The organism is Maridesulfovibrio salexigens DSM 2638, assembly GCF_000023445.1.
GTDB lineage: Bacteria > Desulfobacterota > Desulfovibrionia > Desulfovibrionales > Desulfovibrionaceae > Maridesulfovibrio > Maridesulfovibrio salexigens.
This window is the reverse complement of sequence record NC_012881.1, coordinates 2,293,003-2,315,111: the sequence shown is the minus strand read 5'-3', so window position 1 is coordinate 2,315,111 and position 22,109 is coordinate 2,293,003. Positions and strand designations below refer to the sequence as shown.

The 22,109-nt window shown below is 46.4% G+C and carries 18 protein-coding genes, 1 other RNA gene and 1 riboswitch; of the genes, 9 read left to right on the top strand and 10 right to left on the bottom strand.

All coding sequences use genetic code 11. From position 1 onward, the window contains the following. Nucleotides 1–169 precede the first annotated feature (169 nt). Complete coding sequence (locus tag DESAL_RS10545) at nucleotides 170–1,585, top strand: cell envelope integrity TolA family protein (RefSeq protein WP_015851977.1); 1,416 nt, start codon at nucleotides 170–172, stop codon at nucleotides 1,583–1,585. Between the two features lie 70 nt (nucleotides 1,586–1,655). Here DESAL_RS10545 and DESAL_RS20355 read toward each other — a convergent pair whose 3' ends face one another. Then, entirely contained in the window at nucleotides 1,656–1,829 is a 174-nt protein-coding gene (locus tag DESAL_RS20355; protein WP_015851976.1) for a hypothetical protein, read from the bottom strand. A 538-nt stretch (nucleotides 1,830–2,367) separates the two neighbouring features. On the opposite strand from DESAL_RS20355, the gene DESAL_RS10540 reads away from it, so the two are divergent. Next, a complete protein-coding gene (locus DESAL_RS10540; RefSeq protein ID WP_015851975.1) occupies nucleotides 2,368–2,919 on the top strand; it encodes a hypothetical protein in 552 nt (183 codons plus the stop codon). 66 nt (nucleotides 2,920–2,985) lie between these two features. On the opposite strand, the gene DESAL_RS10535 is transcribed toward DESAL_RS10540, so the two are convergent. Continuing rightward, nucleotides 2,986–4,971 (bottom strand): methyl-accepting chemotaxis protein, encoded by a 1,986-nt coding sequence (locus DESAL_RS10535; protein WP_015851974.1) that lies wholly within the window; start codon nucleotides 4,969–4,971, stop codon nucleotides 2,986–2,988. A 177-nt stretch (nucleotides 4,972–5,148) separates the two neighbouring features. Further along, nucleotides 5,149–5,302, top strand: a riboswitch (FMN riboswitch). 105 nt (nucleotides 5,303–5,407) lie between these two features. Between DESAL_RS10535 and ribB the strand changes: the two genes are divergently transcribed. Further along, entirely contained in the window at nucleotides 5,408–6,061 is a 654-nt protein-coding gene (gene ribB / locus DESAL_RS10530) for a 3,4-dihydroxy-2-butanone-4-phosphate synthase (RefSeq protein WP_015851973.1), read from the top strand. 158 nt (nucleotides 6,062–6,219) lie between these two features. Here the strand turns inward: ribB and DESAL_RS10525 are convergent, their stop codons facing one another. Then, entirely contained in the window at nucleotides 6,220–6,621 is a 402-nt protein-coding gene (locus DESAL_RS10525; protein WP_015851972.1) for a cupin domain-containing protein, read from the bottom strand. A gap of 231 nt (nucleotides 6,622–6,852) precedes the next feature. Here DESAL_RS10525 and ffs point away from each other — a divergent pair. The 4 genes from ffs to DESAL_RS10510 all read left to right on the top strand — a co-directional run bounded on the left by ffs (nucleotide 6,853) and on the right by DESAL_RS10510 (nucleotide 10,776). Further along, nucleotides 6,853–6,948, top strand: an RNA gene (gene ffs / locus DESAL_RS19950) — signal recognition particle sRNA small type. A 146-nt stretch (nucleotides 6,949–7,094) separates the two neighbouring features. Then, the gene (locus DESAL_RS10520) at nucleotides 7,095–7,565 is read left to right on the top strand and encodes a rhodanese-like domain-containing protein (protein ID WP_015851971.1); all 471 of its coding nucleotides are present in this window, start codon (nucleotides 7,095–7,097) and stop codon (nucleotides 7,563–7,565) included. Beyond that, entirely contained in the window at nucleotides 7,565–7,978 is a 414-nt protein-coding gene (locus tag DESAL_RS10515; RefSeq protein ID WP_015851970.1) for a MauE/DoxX family redox-associated membrane protein, read from the top strand. Before DESAL_RS10520 ends, DESAL_RS10515 begins: the two co-directional genes overlap by 1 nt. 281 nt (nucleotides 7,979–8,259) lie before the next feature. Continuing rightward, a complete protein-coding gene (locus DESAL_RS10510; protein WP_015851969.1) occupies nucleotides 8,260–10,776 on the top strand; it encodes a diguanylate cyclase in 2,517 nt (838 codons plus the stop codon). Between the two features lie 108 nt (nucleotides 10,777–10,884). On the opposite strand, the gene DESAL_RS10505 is transcribed toward DESAL_RS10510, so the two are convergent. The 3 genes from DESAL_RS10505 to DESAL_RS10495 all read right to left on the bottom strand — a co-directional run bounded on the left by DESAL_RS10505 (nucleotide 10,885) and on the right by DESAL_RS10495 (nucleotide 14,787). After that, a complete protein-coding gene (locus tag DESAL_RS10505) occupies nucleotides 10,885–11,847 on the bottom strand; it encodes a glycyl-radical enzyme activating protein (protein WP_015851968.1) in 963 nt (320 codons plus the stop codon). A 121-nt stretch (nucleotides 11,848–11,968) separates the two neighbouring features. After that, the gene (locus DESAL_RS10500; protein WP_015851967.1) at nucleotides 11,969–14,359 is read right to left on the bottom strand and encodes a glycyl radical protein; all 2,391 of its coding nucleotides are present in this window, start codon (nucleotides 14,357–14,359) and stop codon (nucleotides 11,969–11,971) included. Nucleotides 14,360–14,385: 26 nt separating this feature from the next. Further along, on the bottom strand, nucleotides 14,386–14,787 hold the full coding sequence (locus DESAL_RS10495; protein WP_015851966.1) for a GlcG/HbpS family heme-binding protein: 402 nt from the start codon (nucleotides 14,785–14,787) through the stop codon (nucleotides 14,386–14,388). Nucleotides 14,788–15,245: 458 nt separating this feature from the next. Here DESAL_RS10495 and DESAL_RS10490 point away from each other — a divergent pair, with 458 nt between their 5' ends. Beyond that, nucleotides 15,246–17,135, top strand: a complete 1,890-nt coding sequence (locus tag DESAL_RS10490; protein WP_015851965.1) for a PocR ligand-binding domain-containing protein — start codon at nucleotides 15,246–15,248, stop codon at nucleotides 17,133–17,135. Beyond that, a complete protein-coding gene (locus DESAL_RS10485; protein ID WP_015851964.1) occupies nucleotides 17,128–18,543 on the top strand; it encodes a sigma-54-dependent transcriptional regulator in 1,416 nt (471 codons plus the stop codon). The genes DESAL_RS10490 and DESAL_RS10485 overlap by 8 nt, the downstream gene beginning before the upstream one ends. 103 nt (nucleotides 18,544–18,646) lie before the next feature. On the opposite strand, the gene DESAL_RS10480 is transcribed toward DESAL_RS10485, so the two are convergent. The 4 genes from DESAL_RS10480 to DESAL_RS10465 all read right to left on the bottom strand — a co-directional run bounded on the left by DESAL_RS10480 (nucleotide 18,647) and on the right by DESAL_RS10465 (nucleotide 22,109). Further along, nucleotides 18,647–19,639: a helix-turn-helix domain-containing protein gene (locus DESAL_RS10480; protein ID WP_015851963.1), complete on the bottom strand. Its 993-nt coding sequence runs from the start codon at nucleotides 19,637–19,639 to the stop codon at nucleotides 18,647–18,649. Nucleotides 19,640–19,876: 237 nt separating this feature from the next. Next, nucleotides 19,877–21,040 (bottom strand): tetratricopeptide repeat protein, encoded by a 1,164-nt coding sequence (locus DESAL_RS10475; RefSeq protein WP_015851962.1) that lies wholly within the window; start codon nucleotides 21,038–21,040, stop codon nucleotides 19,877–19,879. After that, nucleotides 21,037–21,699, bottom strand: coding sequence for an energy transducer TonB (locus DESAL_RS10470; RefSeq protein ID WP_015851961.1), 663 nt, complete (start codon nucleotides 21,697–21,699; stop codon nucleotides 21,037–21,039). Before DESAL_RS10470 ends, DESAL_RS10475 begins: the two co-directional genes overlap by 4 nt. Beyond that, the gene (locus DESAL_RS10465; RefSeq protein ID WP_015851960.1) at nucleotides 21,699–22,109 is read right to left on the bottom strand and encodes an ExbD/TolR family protein; all 411 of its coding nucleotides are present in this window, start codon (nucleotides 22,107–22,109) and stop codon (nucleotides 21,699–21,701) included. The genes DESAL_RS10470 and DESAL_RS10465 overlap by 1 nt, the downstream gene beginning before the upstream one ends.

The window sequence follows — 22,109 nt, the reverse complement described above, 5'->3', positions numbered from 1 at the left end:
CGGAAGTGTCAACCATAAAATTAAATTATTGCTTTAATATTCTTTGGTTGCCTGTTCAGTTGTAGAGATATTTGATTTGTATCATCTTGGAATAAAATAAAAAAATGCTTAAGGTGTTGAAAAAATAATTATTCAGGAATAAAGTCTGTTTTAAGCCTCTGGAGGAGATTTGCGATACCTTGCCGCTTTGCTTTCCATTTTGATGCATATCCTTATTGTGATTTTTGTGTTTGATTTTGTGGAGTTGACTCACGATCAGGAGAGCAATGGTTTTGGTATCGAGCTTGTTTCTCTTGTTGAAAAGAAGGCAGTCGCGGTGCATGAGCCGAAGCAGAGAGTAAAACCGCTGCGTAGAGAAAGGGTAAAAATTAAGCCTGAGCAATTTAATGAGAGTATTCGCACTGATCGACCGCAGAGGCGTGCTTCAGAAATAAAAGTCGAACGGGCAGAGCGCAAAACTGTTCGTACAGATCATAAGTCCGCACCTAAACCCGCATCTAAACCTGCTGCGGAATCTGTTCCTAGTACCCATAAATCATACCCACATATTGAAACCGGAACTTCAGATAACCCTGATGCAGTGATCCTGCGACAGGGTAAAGGCATTACAGTGGGTAATTCAACTATGGTCCTTAAGCGCGGTTCCGAAGCTCGGTCACTTTCTGCTATAGCCGCTTATTCGTTTAATGAGGATGATTTCCGGGGACATTACGAGACTTCTACCGGACGGCAGGTTGTTATTATTGATGCTCGTGCAGAGTATGGAAGGCTGATTTTGCATGACCGCAAAAGCGGGTTGATCCGGAAGCTTAAAAAGTACGAGCGCGGTGACTTTATCTATACTTACGGCCCTTCATTTGAAGATGATGAGCCTGTTCAGGGGTCGGTGGTCTTTTTGCCCGGAGATGAGCATTGGATTCATAGATTTATGTGGATGCCGGAAGGTGAGCCTGCTGAGTATCCTGTAAAAGGGCGCGTGGATGCTGTTTCGTCTGGGACTGATGCCGGAAGACGAAGTCTCTTTGTTCCAGCGGCTAAAGGTAGATTTCCTGCTGTCGTACTTGGAAGTTTCGGTATAGATATTCCCAGTGAGCAGTTTAATGAAGTGGCGAGGCATCTTAGTGGGCGTGATGTCGTTGTGATGCGCCTAGACAGTCTTGATGGTCTGAGTTTGAAAAAGGCTTGCGCGGAGTTGCGTAGCAATCCAAAGGTTGATCCCGGTCGTATAGGAGTCTGGTTCAGAGGATACGGGGCAAAAAAAATGCCCCGCATGAATTTACCTGCGGGGCTTTTTAAATTTGTCATCCTGACCATAGATCATCCTGATGAATGTCTATTCCCAGAAAGGCTTGCGTCTGTTTTTGCTGACGGTCTACCTACTTATTTCGGCTTCAGGGGAGTCAGCGGAGACTGGAAGAAGGTGGTGCCGGTAATGTTGACCGGATTCCAGTCTGCCCCCCATCAAATTATCATGATTGATGATACCCCTTCCAGTGTGGAAGGAATGGGGACAGACCAAGATTGGGTCGATTGCTTATCCGGCGATTTTGTCAACAGCATTTCCGCCTGGCTTGATTCAAACTAGTCAGACGCGTTAGTGTTTTGCGGATTTGTTGACAACTTGAGAGATAGAGTCAGAGATAGAGGTGCAGGACTTAGTCCTGATCGTCTTCCGTTTTAGAGTCGGAAGAGCTACTTTTTTCCTGTTCATCCAGAGATTTGACCATGGCAGCAATGTGCTTGCTTACAGAACGATACTTTTGAGGGTTGTTCTTTTCCAGCTTTTTCAAAGCTTCTGGAGTCTCTTCTATAGTGCTGTGTTTGTTCATAAAAACCTCCTATACGGTTTAGCCGTAGCTACTTTCGTCTTGAGATTTTCCAGCCCGAATCAACAAAAGCATAATACACTATTTTTATCCTTTGTCCAGACCGCGTTGCTGAGAAAAAAAATCACGTGTTTGTGTCTATGTGATGCCCGATAGTTTTGTCCTGTTTTTGTAGGTGTATAATAGTTTGTCTGGACTCTGTGATTTTTGTAACAAGATTATGTTTTGTGTTTATACATTAATTTTTAATGCATTTACTTCTTTACTGAATGGAAAAAGGATGAATTATATTGTTTGAACATGCCTTAATAAGAAATTTCTTTCGCTACATTAATCTTCAGGTTGATTGTTACTTTTTAATGAAATCAGGATTTCTTAATCCGTGAAAATCATTGTTTTATGTAGATAAGTTCTAAATTTTATCGTATGCAACAAGTTAGGTGCAAATTGTAGTTCAACCGAAAATCCTGATTGTGGACTTGAACATTTTTATGTATCAGTCGTTTTCACGAATCTAGACAAGCCAACACTGGAGGAAGAAATGAGTAATCCTAAAGAGTTCATTTTATATAGTGGCGGTGCTTCCGGCACAGAAAGCGAGTTCGGAGTGAATGCTGAAAAGTACGGCCTGCAGGAAGTTAACTACAGTTTTGAAGGTCACCAGAACGCTCGTCAGCGTGGTCTGCGTGTTCTCACTGAAAAAGAGCTTGAAAGCAAGGATGTCAGCCTGACTTATGTCTCCAAGCTGATGAATCGCAGCTTTACCCGCGCTCCTATTTTCCGCAAAGTCCTGCAGTCAATCTGCTGGCAGGTTAATAGCGGCCATGAGATTTTTATCATCGGTAATATCCTTGAAGACGGTACCGTAAAAGGCGGAACCGGCTGGGGTGCTGAATTTGCAAAAATCTGCAACAAGCCTCTGTTTGTTTTTTCTCAGGATAAGAACTGCTGGTTCTGCTGGGAAAAGGAAAAATGGGTTGAGTGTGCTGATCCTAAAATTACCCATCGCCACTTTACCGCTACCGGTACCCGCTTTCTTGAGGATAACGGTAGAAAAGCTATTGAAAAACTTTTTGAAGACAGCTTCAAATAAAATAGCTTTCGGATTTAGAGAATTTAAAACCCCGTTCCAGATGGAGCGGGGTTTTCTTTTTATTTTTTAATCCAGTTTGAAGAAGAGCATGGCTGAATGGAGTTGCTCGGCCTGTGCCGAAAGCTCTTCAGATGTTGCTGCCACCTGCTCCGATGAAGATGCATTTTGCTGGATGACCAGTTCCAACTGGTCGGATGATTGTTTGATGCTCGTTATTTCGCTGTCTTGCTTATCGCATGATTCAGCAATTTCTTTTATGAGTTCAGTCGTTTTTTGAATTTCAGGCATGAGCTCTTTCAGGTTGTTTTCAGTTTCTTTTGCAATACTTAGGCTGTTTGATGAAAGGTCGCTGATCTCTGTAGCCGCAATTCTGCTTCTTTCCGCAAGTTTACGAACTTCTGCTGCCACAACAGCGAATCCTTTTCCGTGTTCTCCTGCTCTTGCTGCTTCGATGGCTGCATTGAGGGCGAGCAGGTTGGTTTGCCTTGCAATTTCTTCGACAATGCAGATTTTATCGGCAATATCCGTCATTGCTATCAGGTTCTTTTGCACAGCCTGACTGCCGTCTTGGGTTGTCTTGGCGGCTATGGAAGTTATCTTTTCGGTTTTACGTGCGTTTTCAGCTGTTTCACGGATGCTTCCGCTCATGTGTGCGATAGCAGAACTCAAATCCTCAACTGCATTGGTCTGTTCAATTGCTCCCTGTGACAGGGCTTGCGCTGAAGCTGAAAGCTGTTCACTGCCAGCTGATACATTTTCAGTGGATCGCTGGACATCATTAACAACCTTTTTGATTCTGGAGATCATATTTACGATGGATTTGAATGCCCCTCGGGTCTTCGCAGTATTCAAGCCGAGGTTAAGGTTGCCTTGTGACATTTGTTCTGCAATATCGGAAAGCTCAGCAGGTTCCGCACCTATCAGGGCTGTTATCCTGTTTGCAAAAGCAGAGGCTGCTACGGTTAACAACAGACCGATGATGACCGCTGCTATGAAAACCATGTAGATCATTGAGCGGATGGTCTTGCGTAATTCTTCTTTTTTGAGCGCCAGCGCCTGATCAATGTCATCAGTGTATACCCCCATGCCGATTATCCAACCCCACGGCTGAAAGAGCTTCACAAAAGAAAGCTTAGGGTACACTCCGGGTTTGCCCGGTTTTCCCCACCAGTAATCAACAGTACCTTCACCTTTGGACTTGGCTACTGCTACCATTTCTTTGAAAAGGGCTTTCCCTTTTTTGTCTTTGAAGCTGGATAAGTCCTTACCGTTAAGATCTGGTTTTATCGGGTGCATGACCATTCTGGCATCAAGATCATTTACCCAGAAATAGTTGCCGTCCTGCATGCGCATTTGTGCAAGCTGGGCAAGGGCATTGTTTTGCATTTCAGTTGTGATGTCATCAACCCACGCTCCAGTTCCGATAACCCAGCCCAGTTCAGGGATTAGCTTTACGTAGGATACTTTCTGAGTGTCTTTTTGGGTGTCAGGCTTCTTCCACCAATAATCGACCATGCCTTCCCCGTCTTTTCGGCATATGTTTACCATCTCCCTGAATAAGTACTTACCTTTACTATCCTGCATGTTAGATAAGTTTTTTTCATCAAGATGTGTGGAAACAGGGTGCATGACCATATTAGCATCCATATCGTTGATCCAGATGTAGTTGCTTTTGTCATAGCGAATTGATTTTATAAGATTCTTTAGTTCCTTGGTAAGTTCTTTTTTGGATAACTTTTTTGAATGAGTTTCATTGTATTGTTTTAACTGACTCGTAACGGATTCTATAATTTTTTTTAGGGAATCTGCTTTCTCTCTTTTTAATAATTCAATGTTTTTTGATTTATTGAAGTACGCAGCAACAGTCTTATCAGCCATATTAACGAGTTCTGTTAGTTCTGATTTTTTCTGGGAAAATATTGTCTCACGGTATGTCTCCATTTCACGTTCAGAATATTTGTTTAATTGATAAATGAAGATGAAACACAGTGATGTTATAGAGATAAACATTGTCGCTATTTGAAAGATAGTGAGCTTGCTCTTCAATTTCATAATAGTTCCCCTTCATATGCTGTATGAATGACCCTGAGAAATGAATTAAAATAAATAATATATTAAAATGATATTTGTGTACACGTTTAGTAGGAAATTCTTTAGGTGCGGCGAGTAGGATAAATAATTTTCATAACCTCTTGACTAACAGATGGGTTTCTCAGTAGAAAAAATCATCTTAATTCTCAGGGCGGGGTGAAATTCCCCACCGGCGGTGATTCTTTAAGATTTAAAGACAGCCCGCGAGCGCCTTTTCAATCGGTGAAAAGGGACAGCAGATCCGGTGAGACTCCGGAGCCGACGGTTAAAGTCCGGATGAAAGAGAATGAGACAGTCTTACCGCACGTGGTCTTCCCTACACTTGCGCGCTGTTCCTTTGTGAATAGCTGTCTATTCTATCGCCCTGATTCTGGTAACTGAAATATGGAGATTTACCATGAATCAGAATCTATTATCCCAGTATGGTACCCCTGTTGAGAGGGTAGAGAAAGGTCTTCAGGCATTGCGTGAAGGTCGTGGAATTCTTGTTACTGACAACGAAAGTCGCGAGAATGAAGGCGATCTTATCTTTTCTGCGGAAAAGCTCAGTGATGAGCAGATGGCTATGATGATCCGTGAATGCAGCGGTATCGTCTGCCTGTGCCTGACTGATGAAAAGACCGAGCAGCTTGGCTTGCCTATGATGGTCGAGTCTAACTCCAGCCGTTATCAGACTGGGTTTACCGTAACTATCGAAGCTGCTGAGGGTGTAACCACCGGTGTTTCCGCAGCTGACCGTGTGACCACTGTAAAGGCCGCTATCGCTGATGGCGCTAAGCCTGCTGATTTACACAGGCCCGGACATGTTTTCCCCTTGCGTGCGCGTGAGGGCGGTGTTCTGGAAAGAGAAGGGCACACTGAAGCCACTGTGGATATGATGACCCTTGCGGGACTCAATCCCTGCGGTGTTCTTTGTGAACTGACCAATCCTGACGGGACAATGGCAAGACTTCCGGAGATTGTGGAATTCGGACAGAAGCACGATATGCCCGTGCTGACCGTAGATGACATAATTAATTATAGAATTCAGCTTGCTAAAAAAGCATCATAATGTATAATTAAGGCAAGCAGTTTTCCAGAATTGACATTCTAACTCCTGATTCAAACCGGCAATTTGGATCAACACCGACATTTAATAGAAAAGGCCCGTCCTGATACTGAGCGGGCCTTTTCTTATTTCAAATTTCAGTTTGGGAGTTGTAAGATAGATTATTTTTCGTAAACACAGCCGATGCAGCATAGGAAGGTCGCTTCTTCTGTGTCGCTGATGTTCCGCATGCCGTGTGGTTCCATGCAGTCTGAAAAAACAAAGTCGCCGGGACCGCAGATTTTGCTATCAACCACAGCATCTGTTTCCGGGTCGTAAGCGAAGCATTCGAACTGGCCTTTCTCTACATAGACAGTTTGAAGATAGAAATGGTTATGAGCCGGAATTTCTCCCCCCGGTTCAACTGTGAAGTGACGCAGGCCGTATTCAGGCTGTCCATTTTCGTCCTGACCGGATTTAGAGAGCCAGCGAATGGTTACGCCTTTAACTTCATGGTTTTCGCCTTTGTAGCCGATCTGCTGAACTTTGATACCTTCAACGTCTTTAACATTTTTTGCGTCCATATTATTCTCCGGGATTAGGATTTGTTTTTTGCGGTTGAGTCAGTGTATTTAAGCAGAAACAAAGACTGAGATAAAGTGCTGTCACTGAAATTTAAAATTTCCTAATAGCCATAACGAACTATTTTTAAAGTAATTTTAAAAATAAGTTAGAATTTTCAGTAATAAGGCTTGACAGTTTCAGCCGGAATCAATAGGTATTTCATCTCGTCGCAACGACGAAAAAGTTTTTTGACAGAGAGGCCGGATGGCGGGTGCGCTGTGAACCCCGTCAGGTCCGAAAGGAAGCAGCGGTAACGGTTTATCCCGGGTGTCCGGTCTCGCTGAAAGAAGGGTGTGTTCATCATGAACACACCCTTTTTTATTGCTCAATTCTTGAGGTGTACTTGCATTCCTGCATGAATCGAGGCAATCTTTTAAAGTTGTTTTTACGAAATCCTGCGGGATAATCATTAATTCAAAATCAGGCGAATCTAATGAAGTTTGGTAAAGTTGCCGCGTTTTTAGTCAAAGTAATCTTAATATGTGTCATTTCCGGCGGACTGGCAGTGGCGTTTAATACTGCCCGCTCTAAACCATATACATTTGCGGAGTTAAGCCATCCGCAGCCTCCCGAAATAGGGGAGATCGGTTCTGCTGATTTGTTGCAGGACTTTACGGTCGGTAAGTACTTTTTCGTAGATGCCCGTAGCGACATGGAATTCGCCATGGGGCATATTCCCGGAGCTTTGAATATAACTACCAGTATGGAAGGGGATGAGTTTGCGGCTCAGGTTGCTCAGATTGACCGGAATCTTCCGGTTATTGTTTATTGTGACGGCCTTTCCTGCGGTAAGAGTCTCATCGTAGCCAAGAAACTGGTAGAGCAGGGTTTTAAGGACGTGACCGTATACACAGAAGGCATTGACGGCTGGATCGGAGCCGGAATGGATTTGGAGGCAAACTAATGGAGTTTAGATCATTCCCCCGCATTATTCTCGGGATCGTTTTTATTGTCGCCAGTCTTGATAAGATTGTTGATCCGATGGCTTTTGCTGAGATCATTAAAAATTATCAGATCCTGCCGGAAATGATGATCGGTCCGGTGGCTTTCTTTCTGCCGTGGCTGGAATTTGTTTGCGGAGCCATGTTGGTCTGCGGTGTTTTTATAGATACTGCCGTGGCGATTCTTGTTGCTATGCTGCTTGTTTTTATCGCCGCGCTTTCAGCTAATCTCTATCGCGGCATAGACGTTGCCTGCGGTTGCTTTTCCACTGATGCTTCCACAGCTTCTGATATGCAGATGACGATTGTCCGTGATGTGGTCCTGCTGGTTCTTGCCGGCATAGCTTTGAAGTTCAGGAAGTCTGAATTGATTTAGCTTATTCTGCATAAATTATTAAAACGCCCTCAAGCTGTTAACGGCTTGAGGGCGTTTTTTATGGACATTGGTTGTGTTATCAATTCTTTGTTGCGTTCCAGCTGTTGTTTTGAGACTGGGCTTCCGAGTAGCGTTCCCTGATGGGGATGATGGCATTTAAACTATCTTTAAATGCATCTATCTGTTAGATTTAGTGGACTTTAAAGTACCCAGAGAGTGAGATTCATGGTGGACTATTATAGTTCGTGCCTGAAAGTGATATTTCTTGATTGGAGGTTGTATTGATAAAACGCGTATTGCCCCGAATCGCAATAATTTTAATCTTTATTTTGGCTTTGGATTTTTTTCTGATAGGTCAGCTTTCAAGAGAGCAGATGAATGACCAAAGGGTGGAGGTTTCTCTACAATTGGCCGCGCTTAGGGCCCGGCTGGAAAAGGAGATTACAAAGAACCTGCTTTTGGTCCAAGGCACTGCTAATTATATTGCAATAGCTCCTGATCAATCGCAGGAAAAGTTCGCCAGATATGCCAAGGAAGCGTTGTCGGGGGAGAACCTACTTAAAAACCTAGGGGCTGCGCCTGATTTCGTGATGCGTTTTGTCTATCCGCTGGAGGGAAATCTCAAGATTGTCGGTATGGACTATCGGAAGTTACCGAATCAGTGGAAGCAGGCCAAAAGGGTAAAAGAAACTGGGGAGATGGTAATTGCCGGGCCCTTGGATTTGTTTCAGGGAGGTACCGGACTTATTGGACGCGCTCCGGTATTTGTTGAGTCTGACAAAGGAAAGAAATTCTGGGGCATCGTCTCTGCTGTTATTGATGTTGATAAGCTTTTTAAGGTTGTGGATATAAGTGATACTGGCCTTGATATCGCAATTCGCGGTGTTGATGGTTTGGGTGAGGAAGGCGATGTCTTTCTGGGGCCTCCCCAACTCTTCACAACCCCAAAAGCTGTGCGCATGCCGGTTACATTTCCATCAGGAAGTTGGGTTCTTGTCGCTATGCCTCATGGAGGCTGGACACACAGTCATCCTTTGGCATTTATTGTACATACTCTTTTAGGACTGCTTTTGGCTGCTACCAGCTTCGGCGTGTACCGATCTGCTAAACGGGACTTCGCCATTCAGGCAATTCAGCAAAATCTTAATCAGGCCCAGTCCATCGCTCACCTCGGTAGCTGGCGGCTAGACCATATAAATGAAGAGATATGGTGGTCGGATGAAACATACCGAATTTTTGGAGTGGATAAAAATACTTTTGTTCCTACCCTTGAACGCTTTTTAGACATGGTTCATCCGGATGATATGCAAAAGTTCCTTGATGCATTCCAATCTTCGACGGATTCCTGTTCCGAGTATGAGGTGAATCATAGGATAATCCGTCCTAGCGGTGAAATTCGTCATGTTCAGGAGCGGGGAGGAACTGTTTGTCTTTTGAGCGGAAAGACACCAACGCATGCTATGGGAACCGTTCTTGACGTTACTGAACGTGCATTGGCCGAAGAGGAACTCCGGGCCAGTGAAGAAAAAATGAGAGCAATGTCCGAATCTTCCTATGATGCTGTCATAGTTGTTGATGTAAATGATGTTATTTCATTTTGGAACTCGGCAGCCGAAAAGATGTTTGGGTGGAAGGCTGAAGAAGTCATAGGTAAGCAACTTCATCAGCTTATTAGTCCGAAAGAATATCATCACCAAGTAACTAAGGGTATGAAAGATTTTGCTCAAACCGGCCAGGGGCCTCTTATTGGTCGGGTCAAGGAAATGCCTGCGGTTCGTCGAAATGGAGAAGTTTTTCTCGCAGAAAGATCAGTCACATCTTTCAAGCTGGGAGATTCCTATCTGGCTGTTGGTAGCGTTCGCGATATCACAGAACGTAAACGCCTCGAACAGGAGCTTCGGCATTATGCCAATCGTCTGACTCTTGCGTCAAAAGCAGGAGGAATTGGTGTATGGGAATGGAATTTACGAACTAATGATCTAAAATGGGATGACCAGATGTTCCGGCTTTACGGTCTGGAATCCGGAGAATTCGATGGAATCTATGAGATCTGGAAGAGTCGTGTGCATCCTGATGATTTATACAATGTTGAACAGTCTTTACAGATCGCGACTGAGCACACTGGTTTTTGGGAGTCGGAATTTCGTGTGATATGGCCGAGTAATCAGGTTCGCTGTATTAAGGCTGCGGCGCTTATTGAAAAAAATGCTGACGGTAAACCAGAATTATTGATTGGCGTGAATTGGGACGTCACCGAGTCGCGTGAGAAGGAAAACCAGTTGCGGCGTATGGCTACTACGGATGATATGACCAAGCTCAACAATCGTCGCTATTTTATTGAACTGGTTAAAAGTGAAATAGAGCGAAGCATTCGTTATTCTAGACCTCTTTCGCTTGTTATGTTCGATGTTGACAAGTTCAAGGCAGTAAATGACACATATGGTCATGATGTGGGAGACATGGTGCTCAAGGCTATCGCGGCAACAGCAAAGGGGGTTTTGCGTGATGTTGACATCATCGGACGTCTCGGTGGCGAAGAATTTGCGGTTGGACTTCCCGAAACCGATCTAAAAGGTGCCATGCTTCTGGCAGAGCGGTTGCGTGTGGTTTTAGAGGAAGCATCTGTTGAGCTCCCGGATGGGGGAATAGTAGATTTTACAGTCAGTCTTGGAGTTGCCGTGCTGGATAGGTCCATCACTGACGTAGATGTCTTGCTTAAGCATGCGGATCTGGCGCTTTACGCCGCCAAAGAGAATGGACGCAATCGGGTGGAAGCTTATACCCAAATGATGGACTGATGGTGAGTGAGGTTTTGAAGCTATCAGTTAGCTTTGTTTAGGTGACTAAAAAAACAGAACTAGCCTTCAAGCATTGAAGGCTAGTTCTTTAGTTATATAGCGTTTTTCCTAACCACCCACTGAAACATTCGGACAGTGAGGTGTAACCAGATCTTTCAGTTCCATGACATGTTCGCGCTCAGGGGGCTTAACACCACTCAAGGTGTATTCACGGTCAAGCTGTTCCCATTTAGGTTCGCCGAGACGGTGGTAGGGCAGAATGTCCAGTCCTTCCACGTTTGCACCTAGCGATTCCACAAATTTAGCAGTGGCTTTTATGTTTTCCTTAGAATCGTTGCATCCGGGAATGAGCGGTATGCGAATACGTAATTTCTTGCCCGTCTTCGCAGCCATGCGGATGTTCTCCAGAATCTGCACATTGTGCATTCCTGTCAGCTCCTTGTGTCGATCCGAATCCATGTGCTTGATGTCGGTGAGCACCAGATCGGTGTAATCCAAAACCTTGGCAAATGTTTTGGGTGAACATAAACAGCAGGATTCAATGGCTGTATGTAATCCGCGTTCTTTTGCGTCTTTTAATGCTGCAATTAAAAATGCAGATTGCATGGTCGGTTCTCCGCCGGAAAAAGTAACTCCGCCTTCCGAAGTGTTGTAAAACGGACGATCGCGTTCAACTTCTTCCATGACCTCTTCGACGGTCAGGTAGCGACCCACAATTGTCATAGACCCGGCATAGCACTTCTCAACACATTCACCGCAATAGGTACATTTGTCCCGGTCAATAAATACCCCGTCTTCCCGGTATTCAATTGCCTGTTCCGGGCAAAGGGTAGCGCACTTCACACAGCTTATACAGTGGTGAGGGATGCGCATGATTTCAGGCTTGCTGCTCATGGATTCAGGGTTCTGGCACCATTTGCAGCGTAACGGACAGCCCTTCAAAAAGACCAGTGTGCGAATACCGTTACCGTCATGCACAGCAAAGCGCTGAATATCAAAGACTAATCCCGTAAGGTCAGCTTTGTTCTTGTCGTCTAAACTAAATTTATGCTGCCTCTCTTTCCATCTCATAAAATTATTCTCACTTTCCCGCTCAAAGCGGCGAAGCCTTACTGAAAGGTTTTGAAGGGATGGGGTCTGGGGAAGGGAAACTTTTGCAAAAGTTTCCCTTCCCCAGCCGCCGGAGGCAACTTTAGAAGTTCTGTTCAGTACGGGCGAGGATGTCATCCTGCAGGGATTTATCGAGCGCGGTGAAGAATGCGCTGTATCCAGCTACGCGGACAACCAGTCCTTTGTGCTTTTCAGGGTTGGCCTGAGCATCAAGCAGGGTATCCCGGCTGATGACGTTGTACTGCACGTGGAATCCGCCGTTCTGGAAGTAGGCTTCGGTAACGGCCTTGAGGTTTTCCAGCCCCTTTTCGCCTTCAATGGCGGAGGGGTGGAACTTCTGGTTCAGCAGGGTTCCGTTGGATGCGATTTCGTGGTCCAGTTTGGCAACCGAGAGTACGGATGCGGTGGGACCGCAGGAATCGTAACCGGAGATGGGCGATACACCGTCTGCCAGCGGTGACCATGCTTTACGTCCGTCAGGGGTAGCCATAACTACAGAACCGAGGGGCACATTTGCGGAAGCGGGGTACAGGCCGGGCTGAAATTTACCGCCGCGGGGGTTGGTGTACTTGTTCACTTCTTCGCAGTAGATCAGCGCGGCTTCCTTGGCGATTTCATCCGCGTAATCGTCATCGTTGCCGTATTTGGGTGCTCGGTTAACAAGCATCATGCGCAGGTCTTCCTGACCTTCGAAGTCATTGGCAAGCGCTGCATGCAGCTCTTTGAGTGTGATGGCTTCTTCATCGAAAACCAGTTTCTTGATAGCGGTCAGGGAGTCGCCTGCGTTGGCAACACCTACGCCCTGAGGTCCGGTGAAGTTGTAATGTGCTCCGCCTTCCTGCAAGGATTTGGCTTCGGCAATACAATCATCAACGAGTGAAGAGAGGAAAGGCAGCGGACAATGCTTGCCATGAGTCATATCTACAGCGTTGTCAGCGGCAGCCATGAGCTTGACGAAGTAGGAAGTCTGCTGGGTGTATGCTTCCATAACGTCTTCAAAGGATTTGAACTCTTCCATCTTGCCGGATTTGGGTCCGATCTGCTTTCCGGTACGCTGGTCAACACCATCATTGAGGGCCAGCTCGATGATTTTGGACATGTTGTAGAAAGCAGCATCATGCCAGCCTTCGGTCTTGCCGCCCACCTGAGGCTCAACACAACCGATGATACCGTAATCGCGGGCATCTTCACGCTCAAGACCACGGGCCAGCAGTGCGGGCACGATAACTCTATCGTTGTAGTATGCGGGGTAACCCATACCCATGCGGCTCAGTTCTGCTGCCTTTTTGTACAGCGGATCGGGGGTACCCTCGTGGATACGGATGGACAGGGACGGAGCGTAGAGCTTGGTGTTGGCCCCAGCCTGAAGCACCAGATAAGACATGGCGTTGGTTGCATCGGAACCGTCGCGTTTCTGGCCGCCTACAATAAGGTTCATGAACATGGGATACCCGGCGAAAGCCATGGTGGAGTTTTCGTCGCGGACCTTGTTCAGTTCAGCAAATTTGATCCAGAGCATATCCAGCATTTCCTGAGCCTGCTCGATGGAGATGTCGTCTTTTTGCAGGAAGGGGTTCATGTACTGGTCAAAGCGCATGGGTGAGATAGAGTGTCCATTGGATTCAATCTGGATGACCAGATGTACAAACCAGAATGCCTGCAATGCTTCCTGAAAATTCTCGGCGGGCTGGGCAGGGACTTTGCGGCAGATACGGGCGATTTCTTTCAGTTCTATTCTACGGGTAGGCTCTTCGCAGGCAGAGGCCATTTTTTCAGCTAGATCGGCAAAGCGTTTGGCAAAAGCGAGGACTGCTTTGTTGGCGATGATAACCGAATTGAGGAAATGCATTTGGTTGAGCTGTTCACCGTCAGCGAAATCAAGGGTAGCAAGTTTGTCTTCGGCCTGCTTGATGATGGCGTTGATACCGAGGTTAAGGACTTTTTCGTAGTTGGCGGAGATATGGCCTACGCCGTTATAGAAGTAGTTACCTACGGTGTAGACTACATCGTTATGCGCTTCGAGGGATTCGGCGGGCATGAGCTGGGATGCAATTTCATTAACGGTCTTGCCGTCCCAATAGGTGAATGCTTCGCGCAGCTTGGCTTTTACGTCTTCAGAAATAAGGAATACGTCAGCGGTTCTTTTTTCAAGGCGGTCCAGTTCATCTTCAACCCATTTGCAGGAAAATTCAGGGAAGATAGGTGCTGAACGGGGCATGGAGCACTGGTTACCGACGATGAGTTCATCGTCCTGAATGAAGATGGACATGCCGGAAAGGATCTTTTCCAGAGCCTTGGCGCGGCGGATAGACATGGGCTGACCTTCGGTCTCCTTGTAGGATTCAGTGATCAGCACCGCGCGTTCGGCGCAGACTGCCGGGGCGGTATTCAGGAAACGATCAAGGGTTTTGGTTACTCTGCCGGATGCGCCTACTGTTTTGGGGATTTCAACGCTGGGTTTGTTCTTAGTCATTTTCCACTCCTTAAAATTGGTAAAACCTATTTAAAAGCTGCAAGACCTGCTTCCGCACAAGCTGTGTCCTGAGCAACACTTCCGCCACTGACACCTATTCCACCGATTACTTTCCCGTTTTCTTCAATGGGCAGTCCGCCGCCGAAAATGACAATGCGTCCATTGTTCGCGTTGTGGATGCCGTAGAGTTCACCGCCGGGCTGAGATACAGAGCATAGGGTTTCTGTACTCATCTTGGCGGCTACGGCGGTGTAGGCTTTGTTCAGGGACAGGTCGATACTCACTAAAAGAGCATCATCCATGCGGACCTGAGCAAGAAGATTCCCACCCTGATCAACCACGGCAATGACCATTGGCACACCGATTTCTTCCGCTTTTTTCTGTGCGGCAGCGACCATGCGCAGCGCAATTTCTGTTGTTACCGGCATCGGTTTTCCTTCAGTTAAAATTTGATAAAATCCATTCACCTTCCATCATGTTACGGCTTCCCTAAAGAGAAAAACGTGCCATGTGTGTTTCTGCTTTGTTTTTGTGGTGGTTAGGTTCGGTTGGTGACTTTTGAGACATGATTGGGCTGAAAACAGGGTGTCAGCGCAGGTTGACAAAGTATGGGTGTGGTGAGGGTTTTCTAATGGTAAAAGTTAATATTTAAAGTCTTTTATGTGGATAATGTTCGTTTGGTTGACGCGGGGTTTACCAAGGTTGTCAACCGGGGTTGCTTCAGGGGGAGAATAGGAAGATTGCATTGGGTGGGGGGATGTGTTTACCTTGGTTTTAGGCCAATCAACGGTAGGTGCCGGGGCTGGCATTGAAAATGCTTTGATAGGTCTAGGATGTAATCGGTCAGGACCGCAAAAATGATTTTCCTGAAAGCAGTATGGGCAAAATGGAAGCAGATAAAAGAAAAGATAAGAAATTAGATGTTCATGAGGACTTTATCGAAGAGCTGAATACCTTGCGTGGCAGGGTGGCAGAGCTTGAGGAATCTCATTTTCGGTGTGAGAACTTTAACGGAAATTACAGATTGAATGCGGTTATACCTGATTCACAGGATGAGAGCAGGCAGCACCGCTTTGAAGATTATTTTGATGTGGAGGCTATCCAGCGTATTCAGGATGCATTTTCTGAAGCTACGCGGGTTGCCTCAGTCATTACCGATCTGGAAGGGCGGCCCATCACCAAGCCTAGCCGTTTCTGCCGTTTCTGCGATTTGATTCGAAACACGGAGAAAGGCATGGCTAACTGCATGCGTTCTGATGCATCTTTCGGAACCAAAAGCCCCTTGGAACCAATCATGCGCCCCTGTCTCAGCGGAGGGCTTTGGGACGGCGGGACGAGTTTTTATGTAGGGGATCGCCACATTGCCAACTGGATTATCGGACAGGTGCGCTGCCCGCCCACCAATGATGACCGCATTCGCCGATATGCCCGCGAAATCGGTGCTGACGAAGATCAGCTGATGGAAGCTCTTGCCGAGGTCCCGTCCATGTCTCGGGATCAGTTCCTGAGTGTCTGCAATGCGCTTTGTTTAATTGCCAATCAGATGTCTATTCTGGCTCGCAAGAACTTTTTGCAGGCTCAGGCCATTGCCAGACGCCGCGTAGTTGAAGTTGCCCTGCGCGAGAGTGAAGAACGTTTTCGCCAGCTTTCGCAGTCTACTTTTGAAGCAATTTTCATTCATCATGAAGGGGAGATTCTGACCGCCAACCGTGCCGGATTGCATCTCTTTGGTTATTCGCAGGAGGAGCTTGCCGGACTCAATATCGATGACCTTGCCGACCCGGAGCACCGTGAAATAGTGCGGTTGCATACGTCCCGCAATCGCCGGACTCGTTTTGATGCTAATTTTCGTTGCAGGGACGGGCGAATGCTCATTTGTAAAATTCAGCAGCGGGACATTATTTTTCAGGGCGAAAAGGTTGGGGTCTGTGCCATACGCGATATCACTGAACGCGTGGAATCCGAACGTCAGGCCAAGGAAAAGCAACAGCAGCTCATTCAGGCTGATAAAATGGTTTCATTGGGGGTATTGGTTTCAGGTATGGCCCATGAAATCAATAATCCCAACAGTTTTATGACCCTCAATCTGCCTCTGCTGGATGAAATATGGCGCGATATAACCCCCATTCTTGAGGATTACTATCACGAAAACGGCGACTTTCTTGCGGGTGGGCTGGAATATGGTGAGCTGCGGAATTTTATGCCTGATCTCTTGGCTCGTATGCAGGAAGGAGCGAGTCGTATCAGCGGGATTGTAAACAGTCTCAAGGATTATTCGCGACTGGAGCCCGGTGAGTTGATGTGGGAAGTTGATCTGGTGGATGTGGTTGATAACTCCCTGCGGCTGCTGGAAAATCTTATCAGCAAGAAGACTGCGCGTTTTGAAATGGACCTTGCTACAGAGCTTCCGCAGGTGCGTGGAAATTCGCAGCGAATTTCACAGGTATTGATTAACCTGCTGGTTAATTCTTGCGAAGCCTTAACTGACCGCAATCAGAGGATTCTGCTGTCTTCAAAGTTTAATACTAAAGAGCAGGTGGTTGAAATTGGGGTTCGTGATGAAGGTGTGGGCATTGCCGAGGAGCATTTTAAGAAGATCACTGATCCTTTTTTCACTACGAAACGGACCAGCGGCGGCACCGGTCTGGGCTTGTCCGTATCATCGACAATTGTGCAGGAACATGGCGGTCGGCTGGAGTTTTCAGCTAACCCCGGCGGGGGGACCATTGCAAAATTTTCAATTCCGGTAATCACTGACGGGGATAATGATGAGTAAAAGTACAGGGCAGACACCAAGGTATCCATTACTGCTGGTTGATGATGAGGATTCGTGGCTGCAAAGTTTTCGGGCCACCCTGCGTTCGCAGGGTATTGATAACGTTGTTCTGCTGAGTGACGGCACAAAGACAATGGAAACGCTTGCCCAGCGCCAGTTTTGCGCCGTAGCCGTAGATTTGATGATGCCCGGTGTTTCCGGAGAAGAGCTTATTCCGCAGATTGTGGAGGAGCATCCGGAGCTCCCGGTACTGGTCATTTCAGGGCTGAACGAAATCAAGGCCGTGGTCAATTGTATCCGCAAGGGGGCCTTCGACTTCATCGTCAAAACCGAGGACCGCAACACGCTCATCGCCGGGGTTCGTCACGCCATTGAAATTTTCGAATTGCGGCAGGAGAACAAATCCCTGCAACAGCGTTTTTTCAAGGATTCACCGGACCGCCCGGAGCTTTTCTCGGAGATTGTCACCGCCCACAAGGATATGATCTCCATCTTTAAATATATTGAAGCTATTGCCGAGACTTCACGTCCGGTCTTGATTACCGGTGAATCCGGAGTAGGCAAGGAACTCGTTGCCCGGGCAGTGCACAATGCCAGCGGTAGAAAGGGTAATTTTGTGCCCGTGAATGTTGCCGGACTGGATGACAATGTCTTTTCCGATACTCTTTTCGGGCATAAGAAAGGTGCTTTTACCGGAGCTTCAGAAGCGCGCATCGGTTTGGTGGAGAAGGCCAAGAACGGGACGCTGTTTCTTGATGAAATTGGCGATCTCAGCCAGGCTTCACAAACTAAGTTGCTGAGATTGTTGCAGGAGCACGAGTTCATGCCGCTTGGATCAGATATGGCTAAACGCTCCAGCGCGAGAATTATTACCGCCACCCATCAATCTTTCAAAGCTATGCAGGAGCAGGGCAAATTCCGAAAGGATCTATTTTTTCGGTTGCGCGGGCACATGTTGAATATCCCGCCGCTAAGGGAGCGCAGAGGAGATCTGCCGTTGCTTATTTCCCATTTTCTTAATGAGGTTCAAGCGGAAACATCCAGCGAAGTTGAAGCGGATGTTCATGAGCTTTCTGCTTTTCTGGATAACTATCCTTTTCCGGGAAATGTGCGCGAATTACAGCATCTGGTTCATGATGCCGCAAGCATCTGCGGTTACAAAGAAGTTAAGCCTGAGCACTTCAAAAAACTGCTGGTAGTGCCGGGAGAATCCCTTGAAACAGTTGCCCCGGTCTCTGATTCCGAAGAAAGCGTTACTTTCGGTATCCGTCTACCGACTCTGCAAGAGGTCCGAGCCAGACTTATCGATGAAGCTCTGCGCCGCACCAAAGGCAATCAGTCCTCCGCCGCCCAGCTTATCGGGGTTACCCGGCAGGCGGTTAGTAAATATTTAAAGAAGAATGGGTAGGTTTTTTGTAGGCTAATTGTCTACAAGCCGTCTGTAGATCAGCGACAATATGATTCGAATGATATTTTTATATAGCGCTTAGCTGTTCTTTTTAGAAGAACAGCTAAACTATCTGGGTCGATGTGCTTTTTTGCTGCAGCTTCAAGTGTTCCGCCTGATAACGTTTAGGTTGCAGACCATACTGTTTTACAAAAGCACGTGAAAGGTGGCTGGGGTTTGAGAATCCGCACTCATAAGCAACTTCGGCAATAGTTCTTCGTCCGTCTTCAAGCATTCTTCTGGAGCATTCCAGTCTTTCCTGCCTTAGAACTCCGAAAACGGTCTTGCCGTATATGGTTTTAAAAAGCTGGTTGAGCCTAGTGTGAGTTATGCCGGCCTGTTTAGCCAGATCCAGAAGAGGAGGCGGCGAAACGATATCCTGCATCAATATTTTGTAAGCTCTCATGACCGTCTGATGTTCGTAAGGCGTTATTTTCTTTGTTTTAATCAGGGCACAATCAAGAAGGCTGAGCTGTGTGTACATGAGCTCAAGAGCTTTGTATTCCAGGAAGATCTTTTTCATCGACCCACTGAGCATGCATTCCAGAATCTGCTGTACTGTTATTTGAATGGGCAGCGGCAATTCTGTTTCGTGAAAATACGGCTGGGGATTTTTGGATTTGATACTAGCATAAAGCTGCGGGCAAACTGAGCGTCCGGCTTCATCAACAAGCTGGAGCAGTGTTTCAGGATGAATTTGCAGACCTACAGATTGTAGTGGGATTCCTTTTGGGATTATTGAAATACCCTTAGTTTCAGGTAGATAAGATAAAGTTAGTTTTTGATTTGCTGTTTTAATCGAATGTTGTTTTTGAGTTTTATCAATAACAGTATGTCGGGTTCCCCCCGACAAGCAGTATAAAAATTGGACCGGGGCGGAATCGGATTCAAATTCAAATTGTACATTTTCTTCCAATGCCGGAAGATTTTGAACAATCAATTTGATGCCGCTTTTGATCTGATACTCCTTCCACGCTACCTCCATTTGCGACTCCAGAAGCCATTTGTTCGAAACATTATCACTATGTTTCCAGTTATTTGTGCTGATTACGACCATAGTTTCCTCCAATTCAGAGGAAGCATAACACTGTCGCTTTGATATCGCAAGTCATTATCATATAGAGATTGGTGTAATACGCAGTAAATGACAAGGTCGCCTTCATAGAATGGTGGCTTTGTCTTTTCATTATTCGAGCTGTAGGCACTTAAACAATTAATGCCGGAGTCCCATACAGGAGTCCGGCATTTCGTAGTGGGCCTTTTTCGCCCTATGTGAGGGATTTTGAGCTCTTATCTATTCTGCGCTTTCTATTTGAGCTGTCTCTATATCAAGCAGAACTTCCAGATAGCCGGAAGCACGTTTTGTGAAGTTGCCGTCTGTTATTTTTTTCAATTCCTGCTTTGCTTTTTGCCAGTCTTTTAATTCCCATGCGCAAAGAGCCATATAAAATCTGGCTTCGCCCGCATTCTTTGTCCCCAGTGAAGCTTTAAAAGCTTCGCGGGCATCATTAAAGCGTCTGGATTTAAAGAGGAGAATGCCTTTTTTTAAACTGGTTGATTTGGTTTGGGAGTATCGGTCCATGCAACTTATTGCTTTTTTTATCCTACCGGCAGATGCGTAAAGTGTTGCAATTTTAAGAGCCTGTTCAGAGTTGATTGCAGTCCCGTAAGCTCGTTCAAGTGTTGCTGCAGCTAATAGAGGGGCTTCCTTGTATCTGTATATGGAGGATAGGTTTTCCAGTTCCTGTTGTGACGGACGCTTCAGTCGATAGGCTATTTCCAGTGCTGCTGCTGTTTTCTCCAGCTGTTCCTTGTCCATATGAAGTTTGGCAAGAAGCTTCCAGTAAGCTGAGTCATCAGGAGCTCGTTCCAAGTATTTCAAAAGCAGTGATTTTGCCCTATCCGGCTGTCCATTTTCGAGAAGAGCATGAATGGCTAAGGATACCCATTCTTTATCAGGATTTTTTGTCTGGGCTATGAGCTTTTGCAGTACTCTGACCGAGGACTTGAAGTTGTCACCTTTATAGTAAATTGATCCTGCCTGAAACAATGTTTCAGGGTTAGCAGGCTTTTGCAGGGCATAGGTCTTTTCCAGAAACATGCCCGCTTCGTTGTAGCGTTCCAGCTTATACGCAGTGACTGCGGTATTACGGCAGAGATGCAAGTTGTCCGGGTGGCGGGCAAAGCCTCGCTTAAAAGTGTCGTATGCTTGCTTATCATTCCCTGTTTGCAGTTGTGCTCCGCCAAGAACGAGAAATATTTGAGCATCCACAGGTTCGGTGGTGGAGTTCATATATTTTTTTATTAGAGTGGCAGCTTCAGCGTATTTCTCCTCGTCCAACAGCAGTTGAGCCTTGTAAAGGTTCTGACGGGCTTGGGGGGGGAGTTTGGCAAAGCTAGGTCCGGCAAAACAGAATATTGCCAGCAGCGTAATTGTAAAAATAGATATGCTTTTCATCGTGTCAGCTCGAATTTGAATGGAAGCAGGACCCATGTGTCCACCTCTTCTCCATGATATTTTCCGGGTTTGAATCTCCAGCGCCTTGCCGCTTTGAGAGCTGCCTGCTCAAAAACACCGGAGGGATTAGCTGAATACACGGAAAGATTTTCAGGAGTACCTTTGCTGGTAACCAACATCCGTACTACGACTTCTCCTTCAATTCGTTTCCGCTTTGCGCCGTAGGGGTATTCGGGAGGGTAGTTTCTTATAATTTGCGGTATTTCATCCACTTCATCAATTTCAAAGCCGACTCCGCCCAATTCCATGCGGGGGATGGAGATTCCTCCTTTCAGGCCGGGATGCATGTCGGCCTTGAAATTCGGAGTGTTAATATCCATTGTGGGCTTAACGTTTTTTGGACGGTTGGTTTTGGTTGAGAATGTTTTATGCATTTGCTTTGGAGGCTTGGGATCATCCAGTTTTTTACGTTCAAGCGGTTCCACCGGTTCTTCTTTTTGAGCTTGAGCAATACGGATTGCTCCATCAATAACCTGATTAACGGATGGTTTTTCCGCAGTGTTCAGTAGAACAACCCCGACATATACCAGACCCGCGATCATGACCGAGCCAAGGCAGGCTGCGACAAAGTCGCCAGTTCCTCTTGTGCGTCGGAGCATTATTTTTTCCTCGCCGCGAGACTGATGTTCTGCACTCCGGCAAGGCGGCATTGATCAAGAACCTGCACCGCCGCTCCGGTCATGCTGTCTTTGTCTGCGACAATTACAACAGCTCCTTCAGGTGTTTCGGCAAGAAAACGTTCCATATAAGCCCGAACCGAGCGGATATCTAACGGTCTTCCTTCAATGAAAATTTGTCCTTCCGCGGTAAGGCCCAAAATGACATTGGCTTTTTCCTTGGTTTCCGCGCTTTGGGCTGAAGGACGCTGCACATCAACTCCCGCCTCGCGTACGAAGCTGGTGGTGACAATGAAGAAGATGAGCAAAATGAAAACCATATCAATGAGAGGAGTCATGTTTATTTCACTGCCTCCCCCCCGTCTTGTGCGTGAATGACGGATACTTTTCAT

Coding starts and splice junctions, on each gene's coding strand:
- DESAL_RS10495 (WP_015851966.1), bottom strand. CDS start 14,787: ATGCCGGTAACAACAGAAATTGCGCTGCGCATGGTCGCTGCCGCACAG.
- DESAL_RS10505 (WP_015851968.1), bottom strand. CDS start 11,847: ATGAGATGGAAAGAGAGGCAGCATAAATTTAGTTTAGACGACAAGAAC.
- ribB (WP_015851973.1), top strand. CDS start 5,408: ATGAATCAGAATCTATTATCCCAGTATGGTACCCCTGTTGAGAGGGTA.
- DESAL_RS10500 (WP_015851967.1), bottom strand. CDS start 14,359: ATGACTAAGAACAAACCCAGCGTTGAAATCCCCAAAACAGTAGGCGCA.
- DESAL_RS20355 (WP_015851976.1), bottom strand. CDS start 1,829: ATGAACAAACACAGCACTATAGAAGAGACTCCAGAAGCTTTGAAAAAG.
- DESAL_RS10520 (WP_015851971.1), top strand. CDS start 7,095: ATGAAGTTTGGTAAAGTTGCCGCGTTTTTAGTCAAAGTAATCTTAATA.
- DESAL_RS10540 (WP_015851975.1), top strand. CDS start 2,368: ATGAGTAATCCTAAAGAGTTCATTTTATATAGTGGCGGTGCTTCCGGC.
- DESAL_RS10490 (WP_015851965.1), top strand. CDS start 15,246: ATGGAAGCAGATAAAAGAAAAGATAAGAAATTAGATGTTCATGAGGAC.
- DESAL_RS10470 (WP_015851961.1), bottom strand. CDS start 21,699: ATGCTCCGACGCACAAGAGGAACTGGCGACTTTGTCGCAGCCTGCCTT.
- DESAL_RS10485 (WP_015851964.1), top strand. CDS start 17,128: ATGAGTAAAAGTACAGGGCAGACACCAAGGTATCCATTACTGCTGGTT.
- DESAL_RS10515 (WP_015851970.1), top strand. CDS start 7,565: ATGGAGTTTAGATCATTCCCCCGCATTATTCTCGGGATCGTTTTTATT.
- DESAL_RS10480 (WP_015851963.1), bottom strand. CDS start 19,639: ATGGTCGTAATCAGCACAAATAACTGGAAACATAGTGATAATGTTTCG.
- DESAL_RS10465 (WP_015851960.1), bottom strand. CDS start 22,109: ATGAAAAGTATCCGTCATTCACGCACAAGACGGGGGGGAGGCAGTGAA.
- DESAL_RS10475 (WP_015851962.1), bottom strand. CDS start 21,040: ATGAAAAGCATATCTATTTTTACAATTACGCTGCTGGCAATATTCTGT.
- DESAL_RS10535 (WP_015851974.1), bottom strand. CDS start 4,971: ATGAAATTGAAGAGCAAGCTCACTATCTTTCAAATAGCGACAATGTTT.
- DESAL_RS10525 (WP_015851972.1), bottom strand. CDS start 6,621: ATGGACGCAAAAAATGTTAAAGACGTTGAAGGTATCAAAGTTCAGCAG.